Origin of the sequence: Nocardia sp. NPDC057668, assembly GCF_042799795.1 — a bacterium.
Classification (GTDB): domain Bacteria; phylum Actinomycetota; class Actinomycetes; order Mycobacteriales; family Mycobacteriaceae; genus Nocardia.
This window is the reverse complement of sequence record NZ_JBHVIC010000003.1, coordinates 132,030-145,037: the sequence shown is the minus strand read 5'-3', so window position 1 is coordinate 145,037 and position 13,008 is coordinate 132,030. Positions and strand designations below refer to the sequence as shown.

Here is a 13,008-nt window from a genome sequence, read left to right as displayed (position 1 = left end):
TATCGATCCTTTCCAGAGTGCCCGGATCACTGCCCGGCCTCGGCGCGGGTATTGAGAACATTGATGCCGCGCACCAGCACCGACGGGCAGCCGTGGCTGACCGCGGCGACCTGACCGGGTTGCGCCTTACCGCAATTGAACGCACCGCCCAGCTGCCACGTCGACGGCCCGCCGACCGCCTCCATCGCACCCCAGAAGTCGGTCGTGGTGGCCTGATACGCGACATCGCGCACCTGCCCGGCCAGTTCGCCGTTGCGGATCCGGAAGAATCGCTGGCCGGTGAACTGGAAGTTGTAGCGCTGCATGTCGATGGACCAGGACTTGTCCCCGACGATGTACAGCCCGTCCTCGACCCGGGAGATGAGTTCGGCGGTCGTGGTGTCGCGCTCGGGATCGGGTTGCAAGGACACGTTGGCCATGCGCTGGATTGGCACGTGATGCGCGGAATCGGCGTAGGAGCAGCCGTTCGACCGCTCGAGGCCCAGGCGCGGGGCGAAGGACCGGTCGAGCTGATAGCCGACCAGCGTGCCCTCGCGCACCAGATCCCAGCGCTGCCCGGCCACGCCCTCGTCGTCCCAGCCGACCGTGGCCAGGCCGTGTTCCTGGGTGCGGTCTCCGGTCACGTGCATGATCGGGGTGCCGTAGCGCAGGGCGCCCAGCAGATCGGGGGTGGCGAAGGAGGTTCCGGCGTAGGCGGATTCGTAGCCGATGGCGCGGTCGTACTCGGTGGCGTGGCCGATGGACTCGTGAATGGTCAGCCACAGATTGGTGGGATCGATGACCAGGTCGGTCGGGCCCGCGACGACGGTGGGCGCCTTGACCTTCTCGGCCAGCCAGGCCGGGATCGCGCCGAGTTCGCCGTCCCAGTCCCAGATTCCGTCCGCGCCGGTCACGTACTCCCAGCCGCGCCCGGCCGGGGCGGCCAGGGTGCGCATGGTTTCGAACACGCCCGCCGCGGGATCGACGGTGATGGCCTCGAATTGGGGATGAAGGCGCACGCGCTGCTGGGTGATGCGCGAGCCGAAGGTGTCGGCGTAGAAGGTCTGTTCCTTGACCTGCATCACCGCGGCCGTCACGTGATCGACGCCGTCCGCCGCGCCCAGGCGTTCCGAATAGTCCAGCAGCAGTGCCACTTTGTCGGGGGTCGGGACGGCGAACGGGTCGATCTCGTAGGCGGAGACGTAGTCCGCGTCGGCGTAGCGCGGTTCCGGGGCGAGTTCCACGCGCTCGCGATTCAAGCCCCGCAACGTTGTAGCTACCGTCACGGCGCGGCGCGCGACCTCCGCCGCGGACTCCGCGGTGAGGTCGGCGTGCGAGGCGAAACCCCATGTGCCGTCGACGATGACCCGGACCGCGAACCCGAGATCGGTACTGTCGCGCACCGATTCGACGCGCCCGTCGCGCAATCTGATGGACTGCTGTAGAAGTCGATGCACGCGCAGATCCGCGTACTGCGCGCCCGCCGCAGTCGCCGCCGACAGGGCGGCCTCGGCCAGCGCTGCCAGGGGGAGTGCGCGGAACTCCTCGTCCACGACCTTGGTTGCGATGCTCACCCGCACCACGCTAGAGGGTGCCCGGGCGGTCGTTCAACAGCACGCGCTCATCGATCGGGCTTCACAGGCTGCAAAGGTGCACACGCTGCAACAACGCACGCGATGCGAAGGCGCACACAAGGAAACGGGCGCGACAAGCCCTGCACATGCGAGGTTTTGCTGTCCGGATGCCGTAGCGTCTGGCCGCGTGCCGCCATCCGCACTACGCGATCGCAAACGAGAACGCACCCGCCGCGCCCTGTATCAGGCCGCCGCCGAACTGTTCGAAGCCAGAGGCTACGAGGCGACCACCGTCGCCGAAATCGCCGCCGCCGCCGAAGTGGGCACCCGGACCTTCTTCAATTACTTCGCCAGCAAAGAGGAACTGCTGTTCCCCGAACCGGACGACCGGGTGAGCTCGGCCGCACGCGCCATCGCGGCCCGCACGCCCGAGGAACGACCGGTGGAAGTGCTGCTGCGAGCGCTGCGGGCGGCCGGCGACGACCCGGGAGCGCAAGCGGGAGACAAACTCTCGGCACGCATCGCGGTGATCCGCGCGCAGGTGTCCCGTCACATCCCCGCGGTCAGTGGCCGGGCCGCCTACGCACAACTGTCGGCCCAGCAGGAAATCGCGCAGCAACTGCGCGCGGCGTTCCCCGACGAACTCGACGAGGTCGGGGCGGCCGCCCTGGTCGGCGCGGTGGTCGGGGCCGTGTCCGGTGCGCTCACCGCCCTGTTCCAGAGCGGGGCGGGCGGCGATCCGGCCGAATTGCAGCGCCGGATCCAGGACACCACGTCCACCGTGCTCGCGCCGTGGCTCACCGCGCCCCGTCCCGGGAGCGGGCCCGAAGTCGTTGCGGGACAGCCTGCTCCGGGCCCGGGCGGAATCACCACTCGCGCACCCCAGGTCCGGCGGGACACGAGTGTGCCGCGCGCACCGGAGATTCGGCGCGATTTCACGGGACCGTATCCCGGTGAACCGCGGCGTGGGGCGCCGCCCCTGGCTCCGGCGCGCGGTAACTCGCCCGCCGCCAAAGCCTCCCAGGCCAGCCGGATCTTCGCCCCCGCCGAACCGCCGCTGCGCGATACGCTCGTCGGCCCGGTTCCCCGGGCGCACACCGGCTCCGGGCCGACCTCGGCGGTGCAGCAGGACGGACCGGCGCGCAGCGCGGCGGTCACGGTCCAGGTCCGCGGCAATTTCACCGCCGAAGCCTGCGCGATCACCACGCCGGCGGAGGTGTCGCGGGCGGTCCGGGTCTTCGGGGACACGGTGCGCCAGTCCGATTCCTGGAGCGGCACCGCTTCCGATACTCGGACGCCGTCGGCCGATGAGTCGTACGCCGTGCGCACCGACGCGGTCTCCGGCTTGACGCACGCCGGACCCTTCGCGACAGAGCGGGCCACGGTGGAGGATCGACCGGCCGTGGCTTCTGCCGCCGCGCTTCGGACGGCGAACACCGCGTCCGTGGCCGAGGGAACCGCGGCCACGGCTCCGGCGGTGGAGTCGCTGTCCGCGCCTATCACGCCTGCGGAGCCGGCCGGCGACGCACTCGCGGATATCGCTGTGCGGCAGTCGAGTGCCGGCAAGCCGCAGGTCCCCGAACCGGTTGCGACTATCGGGGACCAGCGAGAAGTGCTCGCCCGCAACGTCGTCGACGCTGCGCACGCGGACGAACCGGCCGGACGTGTGGAGCAACCCGCCGGTATCGCCCGGGAGACCGGCTCGGACGGTGACGTCGAGGCGGCGGACGATCCTGGCGCGGAGGGTGCGCCGATCGCTCCGGTGCGGCGGCATCGCCCGACCCAGGTCACCACGGCCTGGGACTACGCGACCGATTCGCACACCGCCCGCGATGCGGAGTCCGGCGCCTTCGTGCGCCGGGAACCGGACGCCGGACCGGACACCGATGCCGGTGCGGTCGGTCAGCCGACCTGGCGCGGCTCCGGGCCGCGCACGCTGCGTCCGGTGTCGGACAGCGGTCCGGTGGATGCTTCGGTGCCGGTGCCGATGCCGGACCCAACCCCGGTCTCAGTCCCGGACCCGGCACCGGTCTCTTCGCCGGTGCCGGCCTCAGCCCCGCACCCAGTCCCAGTGCCGGACCGCAGTTCGGCGAATATCGCGGACTCAGCCTCGGTCTCAGTCCCCGCGCCAAACAGTGGTTCGGCGAATATCCCGGTCCCGGTGCCAGTGCCAGTGCCAGTGCCAGTGCCAGTGCCAGTGCCGGTGCCGGTGCCGGACAGCGGTCCGGTGGATGCTTCCGTGCCCGTGCCCGCCTCGGCTTCAGTCCTGGAGCCGGCCCCGTTCTCAGTCGGGGTGCTAGACAGCGGTTCAGTGAATGTCCCGGGCTCAGCCCCGGTCTCAGTCCTGGTGCCGGTGCCGGACAGCGGGTCGGCAAATGTCCCGGTGCGGGTCTCGACCTCGGCACCGGTCTCGGCCCCGGATCCGGAGGGCTCGGCGGTCGAGGTCGCCGGCGGTCGGCCCGAAGATGGTGCTGCACGGGCGTTTCGGACGGAGCGTGCGGCGACCGGCGGCGGGGTGACCGCAAACACCGCGGGAGACACCGACATCGAGGGCAGGGAGCCCGCGTTCGAGGTTCGCGAGCTCCGGTCGGTGCCGCGGGAGCCCCTGTTCGCGCCCCGGGACGCGGTGACCGGCGCGGAGATCGGAGCGCCACGCGCGGCCGCGAGCGGCGACGGCGGTTCCACGGCCGGTCCCGTGCCCGCTCGGGAAGCGAATCCGCAGCCGCGGCTCGCTGTTTCGATGCGGCATCTGGGCGCGGCGGTGCTGCGCCGGCAGACACCCGAGACACCGGTGTCCGCGACAACGAACGAGAGCGCGGCGGCGGAGCCCGAACCCCATTCCGCCGCCGAGGTTTCGGCGCTCGACTCGGATCGGGATCGCGCCGGTTCCGAGAACACCCTCGCCTGAACCGTTTCGACCGAACTTCCGGCCGGGTCACCCTTGAATGGTGGCCCGGCCGGAGTGCGTTCGGGAGGCGAAGCGTCGGAAGCCCGGCGTCCGCCGCCCGGGTGATCCGGGCGTCGTGTGACGAAAGTCAGGCGAACTGTTGCCAGCCGAGGCGGATGACCATCGCGGTCACCACGACCAGTAGGACTATGCGGACGAAGCCCGCGCCGCGGGCCAGGGCCATGCGGGAGCCGACGACCGAACCGGCGACGTTGGCGACGGCCATCGACAGGCCCAGGGCCCACAGGACGTGGCCGGTGGTGGCCAGGAACAGCAGGGAGCCGAGGTTCGAGCCGCAGTTGATGACCTTGGCCATCGCGGCGGCGCGCACGAACTCGGTGCCGAGCAGGGTCGCGAAGGTGATGATCAGGAACGTGCCGGTGCCGGGGCCCAGGATGCCGTCGTAGAAGCCGATGAGGCCGGCCGCCAGGGCAGTTACCAGGATCGCCTTGCGTCGGGTCGGCGGATGCGTGGCCAGGGTGACCCCGATGGACGGGCGCGCGGTCACCACGATGGCGACGCCGATCAGGACCACCATGACGAGGGGAATGAACAGCTCCCGGTCGATCAGCGCCACCGCCGCCGAACCGGCCGCGGCCGCCACACCCGCCAGCGCGGCCGCCGGGAGCAGCTGCTTCCACCGCATGGGCACCTTGCGCGCGAAGGTGATCACCGCCGCGGTAGTGCCGGAGAACGCGGCGAGCTTGTTTGTCCCCAGCGCCGTTTGCGGCGCCAGCCCCGGCATCACCACGAACAGCGTGGGCAGCACGATCAACCCGCCCCCACCCACCACGGCGTCGACCCACCCCGCCGCCAGCGCCGCACTCAGCAAGACCGCCCAGTCCACACCCGTCACCCGCCGAGCCAAGCAGACCGCGCCAACCCCGGGCAAACCACACACGCCCGCCGCGCCCCCGGTCCTGCCGCCCACGAGCAGCCCACGCGCACGCGATGCATTCTTCGGCGGTCGTTCCGCGAGCGCGTGGTGGAGCGAGCGCCTGGCACCGTCCGGTCGAATTCGGTCGCGGCGGTCCGCGCGCACTTGACGTATTGATCGGTGGCCGATTCGGCGAGCGCGTGGCGGGCGAGCGCAGCGGTCCGGTCGGGTCCTGCGCGGGGTGTCCGGGCAACTCGCGGCGGTCGGGGATCGGTGGGCGGGGGCGGGGCCGGGCCTAGGGTGGTGGGCATGCGCCGGTTCAGTTTGTGGCTGCGGGACAGGCCGCTGATCTCGGACTCCATGCTCGCGCTGGGTCTGCTGATCATCGACATGCTCGCCATCGGGGAGAGCAGGCATCGGGTCGTCTACGTCGTGCTGGGCGTGCTGCTCGTGCTGCCGATGGTGTTCCGGCGCACCTATCCACGCGCGAGCGCCGTTGCGCTGGTGACGTTCTCGATCTGCCTGACGCTCGTGCACTGGGGTCTCGCGCAGGGCAACTCGCTGCATCCGGCGCTGCTGGGCCTGGGCATCATGCTGTACACGCTCGTCGCGTACGTCGGGCGGCGCGAGGGCCTGTGGTACCTGGGCGCGCTGCTCGTCGACGGCGGCCTGTCCTATCTGCTGCTGGACACCCCCGAAGGCTTCACCGACACCGCCTTCACCGCGCTGTACTACGCCCTGTGCTGGACCCTGGCCGAATTCGTCGGCGCCCGCCACGCCTACGACAACGAGGTCGCCGCCCGCCTGGCCGTGGCCGACTACGACCGCGAACGCCGCTCCCACGACGCCGTCGCCGCCGAACGCACCCGCATCGCCCGCGAACTGCACGACGTGGTCGCGCACGCGGTCAGCGTCATGATCGTGCAGGCCGACGGCGCCCGCTACACCCTGCGCCAGGACCCCGACGCCGCCGAGAAAGCCGTCACCATCATCGCCGGGACCGGCCGCGACGCCCTGCGCGAACTACGCCGCACGGTCGAACTGCTGCGCAGCGAACACGCGCCCGAAGGACTCCCGCAGCACGGCACCGCGGGCATCGCCAAGGTCGTGCACATGATGCGCGAGACGGGCCTGGCCGTGGGGCTGGAGATGGCCGGCGAACTCGACACCGTCAGCCCCGAGGTCAGCCTCGGCATTCACCGCATCGTGCAGGAGTCGCTCACCAACACCCTGCGCCACGCCGGCCCGGACCCGCGCGCGGAAGTCGTCGTGGCCCGCCGCGACAGCGACGTGCTCGTGGAAATCAGCGATTCGGGTCGCGGCGAACCGGCCTCGAACCGCATCCCCGGCAGCGGATTGGGCCTGCTCGGCATGCGCGAACGCATCGCGGTGCTTGGCGGCACATTGGACACCGGCCGAAACGGCAACGGCGGCTGGACGGTTCGCGCCACCATCCCGCTGGATCGAGCGGCGCTCGGCGACCTCGAACCCGACCGATAGATTGAACGGGTGCCGATCACCGTTCTAGTAGTCGACGATCAGGAGCTCATGCGCGCGGGATTGCGCATGGTGCTCGGCGCCCACCCCGACCTCGAGGTGGTGGGGGAGGCCGACAACGGCGCCACCGCCATCGCCCGCGCCGCCGAGTTGCGCCCCGACGTGGTCCTGATGGATGTGCGCATGCCCGTCACCGACGGCGTCACCGCCACCGCGCGCATCATCGAATCCGGTTGCGGCAGCCGCGTATTGGTCATGACCACCTTCGACCTGGACGAACACGCCCTGGGCGCGCTGCGGGCGGGGGCCAGCGGGTTTCTGCTCAAGGACACCCCGCCCGAGGACCTCATCTCCGCCATTCGCAGCGTCGCCGCCGGTGACGCCGTGGTCTCCCCGAAGGTCACCAAACGCCTGCTCGACCGCCTCATCGCCGACGATCCCGCCGCCGGGCGCGACCCGGGCGTGCTCGAGGTGCTGACCGCGCGTGAACGCGAGGTGCTCGAGCACATCGCGGTCGGGCGCTCCAACGCCGAGATCGCCGGGGTGCTGTTCCTGTCCGAGGCGACGGTGAAGACCCACGTCGGGCGGGTGCTGACCAAACTCGGGCTGCGCGACCGCGTGCAGGCCGTGGTGCTCGCCTACGAGACCGGCCTGGTCCGGCCGGGCAGCTCCTGATCGACCGCGGGCGCAGCCGAGCCGTTGTCCTGCGCGCCCGGCGCCGCGGAGCCGTCGCCCGATGCATCGGATCCGCGCAGCGCCGCGACCTCCGCCCGCAGCGCCCGGACCTCGGTGATCAGCGCACCGATCTCCTGATCGGCGCGGCCGCTCGATTCCTCCACCGCCTTGAGCTGGTCCAGGACCCAGCTGGTCGCGGTGCCGATCGCGAAGCTGATCAGGCCGATGCCCAGCGTCATCAGGATCAGCGCGATGAACCGGCCCTCGGTGGTCACCGGATACACGTCGCCGTAACCGACCGTGGTCACCGACACCATCGACCACCACAGGGCGTCACCGAAATTCAGGATTTTGCTCTCGGGCGCGCCGTATTCGGCGTCGAAGAACGCCAGCGAGCACAGGAACATGATGAGCAGCGAACTCGTGCCCACGAAGATCGCCAGCCGGGCGCGGGTGACCCGGCTGCGATTGAGACTGTCCAGCATGAGCAGCGCCGCGCGCATCAGCCGCAGCGGGCGGAACGGCGGCAGCAGCACGATCAGCACCTCGATCGGGCGGCGGCGCACGAACCGCCACCGGTCGGTCGAGAGCCACACCCGGATACCGAAATCGGCCGCGAACACCGCCCAGATGGCGATGTCGGTGACCGTGAGCCAGGTGTCCAGGCGCGGGGAAGCGCCGGTGTCCAGGACCTGCCAGGCGTACACGCCCACGAACAGCACGGCCAGGGTCAGCATCGGGACATTGGTGGCGCGCTCCCACGCCTGCCTGCGCGTGCGCGGGCGAGGTGCGTCCGGGGACGCCGAATCGAGCTGGACCATGGATCTACCTGTGTCGATGCGGGTGCGCTGCCTGATGCATCGCGAGCTGGAAAGGCGACGCTACAGTTCGCGCCGGATGTGAGAACCACCGCATCGGGAGAAAAATCGCGCCATCGGTCGTTGACGGAGTAGATCGCTCGAAAGGAGCGCCCCCCATGCCCGCACTGCTGTTCCTGGCCTACTTCGCAGCCGAGATCGCCACCCTGGTGCTCTTCGGTCACCTCATCGGCGTCTTCCCCACGATCCTGCTGCTCGTGCTGGGTTCGGCGGCCGGTCTGATCCTGGTCCGCTCGCAGGGCCGGCGCGTGTTCGAGGGCTTCCGGCGCGCGTCGCGCGGCGAGCTGGACCCGGGCACCGCGGTCGCCGACGGCGCACTGGTCACCGTCGGCGCGGTCCTGATGTTCGTGCCGGGCCTGCTCACCTCGCTGCTGGGCCTGCTGGCCCTGACCCCGGTGACCCGGTTCCTGCTGCGCCCGCTGGTCGCGGCGTTCGCGGCCCGCAGGCTCTCGCGGGTGGCCACCGCGGTCGGCCCGTACGGGTACCGCAACGTGGTGATCGATCCCGACGGCGAGGTCATCGACGCGACCGTGGTCGGGGAGTACTACGACGACGGCCAGGGCCCGGCCCGGCGCATGATCATCGACGGCTCGACCGACTTCACCAAGCCCACGCACTGATCGCGGGCACGACTCCCGCTTCCACGAGGGCCGAGCGCACACCGCGCTCGGCCCTCGCGCTGTAGGTAAGGCGGGCCCACCCGGAGGATGCGTACCTGCGCCGCGTTCGTTCGCGGGGAGAGCTGTCAGGCGCACCAGCTGTGACGAGCGGTCGGGATTCGCTCAATGGTGCGCGTGGATCGACTCGATCCCCGGTGCGCGCACGACAGGATGCAGCGACGGCCGGTCGCGGGTGGACCCGTGCAGACAGGCCGCTCGTTCCGCTGTGCGGTAGTGCGGTTGCGGGCGGGCGAGCCGCGTGCGGCAGACTGGAAACCCGTGAGTACCCAGTTGCTTGTCGGCGGCCGAATCTACAGTTCGAGTAACCCGGATGCCACGGCCATGGCGGTCACCGATGGCACCGTGGTGTGGGTCGGCGCGGACCGCGCCGGGCGCGCGCTGCACCCGGACGCGGAGATCGTCGAGATGGACGGCGCGTTCGTCGCGCCCGCCTTCGTGGACCCGCACGTGCACGTCACCGCCCTGGGGCTCAAACTCACCGGACTCGATCTGGCACAGGCGAGTTCACTCGATCACTGCCTGGACCTGTTGCGCGCGTACGCCGCCGCGCATCCGGACGGGCCGATCCTGGGCGACGGCTGGGACGAGACCGCCTGGCCCGGCGGCCGCGCACCCACCCTGGCCGAGATCGACGCCGCCGCACCCGGACGCCTGGTGTATCTGGCTCGGGTGGACGCGCATTCGGCCCTGGTCTCCACCCCGCTGCTGGACACGGTCCCCGGAATCACCGCGGCCACCGGCTTCACCCGCGGCGAGCCGCTGCGCGCCGACGCCCACCATCGCGTCCGCCGCGCCGCCCTGGGCGCGCTCGATCCGGCCCGGCGCGAGCTCGCTCGCCGCGCCGCGCTCGACGCCGCCGCCGCACAGGGCATCGCCGCCGTGCACGAATGCGCGGGACCCGACATCTCCGGCGAGACCGATGTGCGTGAGCTGCTGGACTTCTCGCACGGGGTCGAGGTCCGCGCCTACTGGGGCCAGGCCGTGCGCACCGCCGACGAGGCCCGCACCCTGAGCAAGGAACTCGGCGTGCACGCCCTGGGCGGCGACCTGTTCGTGGACGGTTCGATCGGCTCGCACACCGCGCTGCTGCGCGCCCCCTACGCCGGCCTGGACACCCGCGGCACCGCCTACCTGGACCCGGAAACCATTGCCGCCCATGTCCTGGCCTGCACCGAAGCCGGCATCCAAGCCGGATTCCACGTGATCGGCGACGCCGCCATGGACGCGGTCGTCGAAGGCTTCGACCGGGTCGTGGCGCAGGTGGGTGGTCCGGCGTTCGCCACCCGCGGGCATCGGGTCGAACACGCGGAGATGATCGACCCCGGGCAGATCGAGAAGCTCGCCGCCTGGGGCGTGATCGCCAGCGTGCAACCGGCTTTCGACGCCGCCTGGGGCGGACCCGACGGCATGTACGCGGCCCGCCTCGGCGCCGAGCGCGCCGCCACCTTGAACCCCTTCGCCGCCATGGCCGCCGCGGGCATCTCCCTGGCCATCGGCTCCGATTCCCCGGTCACCGCCCTGAACCCGTGGGCCGCGATCCGGGCCGCCGCCCACCACCGCACCCCGGGCCACCAGATCTCCCCGCGCGCGGCCTTTGCCGCAGCCACCCGCGGCGCCTGGCGCGCGGGCGGGGTCCGCGACGGCCTGGCCGGCACCCTGGTCCCCGGCGCCCCCGCCTCCTACGCGGTCTGGGACGCCGCGGACCTGGTGGTCGCCGCCGCCTCGGACAAGGTCCAGCGCTGGTCGACCGACCCGCGCTCCCGCGTCCCGGGCCTGCCGCCGCTGGACCCGGACGCCGAACTGCCCCGCTGCCTGCGCACCGTGCACCGCGGGGTCACGATCCATGGCAACTGACTCCACCCCGCCCCCAACCTCTTCGGACCCCACGCCCTCGAACCGATCCACCTCCGGTGCGAGCTCCGGGTCCGCGTCCGCGGGTTCGAGCGGCCCGGCGGAGTCACGACCCGCGGCGGCGGACCTCGCCGCCGAGAAGATCCCGCCGCGGGCCACGTCCGAGGACACCGAACGTGTTTCGGCCGCCGCGCCACACCCGGGGGCGGATCCATCCGGCCCCGAGGAGACGCCGGGCAGCGGCGTGGCAGGGGAGAACGGTGCGAACGCCGATGACCGTGGCGCGGCCGGTGCCGCGGCGAACGGCGCGCGTGCGACGCCGGCCTTGGCCGGTGCGGCGCCGGCGGCGGGGCGGAGCGGGATGATCGCCCGCACGGCGGGGCTGGTTGCCGCGCATCCGGTGCTCACGCGAATGCTGTGCTCCGTGCTGGCGGGTTTGTTGTTGTTCGCGAGTTTTCCGCCGCGGACTTTGTGGTTTCTCGCACCGGTCGGTATTGCGATTCTCACACTCACCGTGCGCGGAAACGGGCGGCTGCGTGGGGGATTCGGATACGGAATGCTGGCGGGTCTGGCGTTCTTTCTGCCTTTGCTGCCGTGGACCGGAATTTACGTCGGGCCGGTGCCGTGGATCGGATTATCGACCGCGTTGTCGGTGTACGTCGGGCTGTTCGGCCTGCTGGTGCGCCTGGTGGGACGGCTGCCGGGGTGGCCGCTGTGGGCGGCGCTCATGTGGTCGTTCACCGAATGGGGGCGCTCGAGCTTCCCGTTCGGCGGGTTTCCTTGGGGCAGGCTCGCTTTCGGTCAGGCCGATGGGTGGTACCTGCCCTACGCCATGATCGGCGGCGCGCCGGTCGTGAGCTTCGCGGTGGCGCTGACCGGCACCGGGCTGGCCGCGTGCGCCGTGTGGTTGCTGGAGGCGCGTAACACATCCGGTGATCCGGTAGGTCCGAATCCTCCCAGATCGGGGCGTTCGCGTCCCATATCGTGGAACCGGATTGTTGCTGCGGCAATGCTTGTGGCTATAGTTCCGATCACCGGAGTGATCCTCCGGACCGCGCTGCCCGGCCCGGAGGACGGCAACCGGCCGATCACGGTCGCCGCGATCCAGGGCAGCGTGCCGCGGCTGGGCCTGGACTTCAACGCTCAGCGCCGCGCCGTTCTCGACAATCACGTCAAGCGTACCGAAGAACTCGCCGGGGCGGTCGCCGCCGGGCAGGCCCCGCAACCGGATGTGGTTGTGTGGCCGGAGAATTCCTCGGACATCGATCCGCTGCGCAATGCCGATGCCGCCGCGCTCATCCGGCAGGCCGCACGAGACATCAAGGCGCCCATCCTGGTTGGCGCGGTGCTCGTGAACGATGATCGCACGACCACGAATTCGGTCATGGTGTGGACCGAGGCGGGTCCCGCGGAGCGGCACGACAAGAAGATCATCCAGCCCTTCGGTGAGTACCTCCCGATGCGCTCGTTCTTCCGGCTCTTCTCCGAATATGCCGATCGTGCCGGATATTTCGTGCCCGGCCACGGCGACGGCGTGGTGCACGTGGATCCGGCGGGCGGCGGTGACCCGGTCGCCATCGGGGTGGCGACCTGTTACGAGGTCGCCTTCGATCGCGCCTTCCAGGACGCCATGCGCGCGGGTGCGCAACTGCTGACCGTGCCCTCCAACAACGCCACCTTCGGCGACAGCGAGATGACCTATCAGCAACTGGCCATGTCGCGGGTGCGCGCGGTGGAGCACGGTCGCGCCGTGGTGGTTTCGGTGACGACGGGGGTCAGCGCGATCATCACCGCGGACGGTGTCATCCAGCAGCGCACCGAGCAGTTCGTGCCGGCCGCGCTGGTGGCCTCGGTTCCGCTGCGCACGGATACGACACTCGCGACGCGGATAGGGCCCGCGCCGGAACGGATCCTGTGTATTCTGGCCGCGGTTGCCGCCCTGGCGGCGGCATGGCGACGGCGCGCGCACACCCACGCGGGTCCGTCCGATCCGGACGCCGGTACCCATCCGGCGCGGTAGTCGCGGGCACGTATGACGAGGGCCGTCCCG

General features: G+C 71.1%; 9 protein-coding genes. 6 read left to right on the top strand and 3 right to left on the bottom strand.

Features of this window, described 5'->3' with window-relative positions:
• Positions 1-26: 26 nt before the first annotated feature.
• A complete protein-coding gene (locus ACFVBH_RS19245; RefSeq protein ID WP_379003027.1) occupies positions 27-1,553 on the bottom strand; it encodes a TldD/PmbA family protein in 1,527 nt (508 codons plus the stop codon).
• Positions 1,554-1,740: 187 nt separating this feature from the next.
• Here ACFVBH_RS19245 and ACFVBH_RS19240 point away from each other — a divergent pair, with 187 nt between their 5' ends.
• Positions 1,741-4,461: a TetR family transcriptional regulator gene (locus ACFVBH_RS19240; RefSeq protein ID WP_379003025.1), complete on the top strand. Its 2,721-nt coding sequence runs from the start codon at positions 1,741-1,743 to the stop codon at positions 4,459-4,461.
• Between the two features lie 127 nt (positions 4,462-4,588).
• Here ACFVBH_RS19240 and ACFVBH_RS19235 read toward each other — a convergent pair whose 3' ends face one another.
• Positions 4,589-5,356, bottom strand: a complete 768-nt coding sequence (locus ACFVBH_RS19235; protein WP_379003023.1) for a TSUP family transporter — start codon at positions 5,354-5,356, stop codon at positions 4,589-4,591.
• A 330-nt stretch (positions 5,357-5,686) separates the two neighbouring features.
• On the opposite strand from ACFVBH_RS19235, the gene ACFVBH_RS19230 reads away from it, so the two are divergent.
• Together ACFVBH_RS19230 and ACFVBH_RS19225 are read left to right on the top strand one after the other, a co-directional pair.
• A complete protein-coding gene (locus tag ACFVBH_RS19230; RefSeq protein WP_354988750.1) occupies positions 5,687-6,877 on the top strand; it encodes a histidine kinase in 1,191 nt (396 codons plus the stop codon).
• Between the two features lie 9 nt (positions 6,878-6,886).
• Positions 6,887-7,549 (top strand): response regulator transcription factor, encoded by a 663-nt coding sequence (locus ACFVBH_RS19225; protein ID WP_354988749.1) that lies wholly within the window; start codon positions 6,887-6,889, stop codon positions 7,547-7,549.
• Here ACFVBH_RS19225 and ACFVBH_RS19220 read toward each other — a convergent pair.
• Entirely contained in the window at positions 7,513-8,370 is an 858-nt protein-coding gene (locus ACFVBH_RS19220; RefSeq protein ID WP_379003019.1) for a potassium channel family protein, read from the bottom strand. The genes ACFVBH_RS19225 and ACFVBH_RS19220 overlap by 37 nt on opposite strands.
• A gap of 155 nt (positions 8,371-8,525) precedes the next feature.
• On the opposite strand from ACFVBH_RS19220, the gene ACFVBH_RS19215 reads away from it, so the two are divergent.
• From ACFVBH_RS19215 to lnt, 3 genes are all read left to right on the top strand, one after another.
• Positions 8,526-9,047: an FxsA family protein gene (locus ACFVBH_RS19215; protein ID WP_354988747.1), complete on the top strand. Its 522-nt coding sequence runs from the start codon at positions 8,526-8,528 to the stop codon at positions 9,045-9,047.
• A gap of 318 nt (positions 9,048-9,365) precedes the next feature.
• Positions 9,366-10,961, top strand: coding sequence for an amidohydrolase (locus ACFVBH_RS19210; RefSeq protein WP_379003017.1), 1,596 nt, complete (start codon positions 9,366-9,368; stop codon positions 10,959-10,961).
• Between the two features lie 358 nt (positions 10,962-11,319).
• A complete protein-coding gene (lnt, locus tag ACFVBH_RS19205) occupies positions 11,320-12,978 on the top strand; it encodes an apolipoprotein N-acyltransferase (protein ID WP_379003015.1) in 1,659 nt (552 codons plus the stop codon).
• The last annotated feature ends 30 nt before the right edge of the window (positions 12,979-13,008 follow it).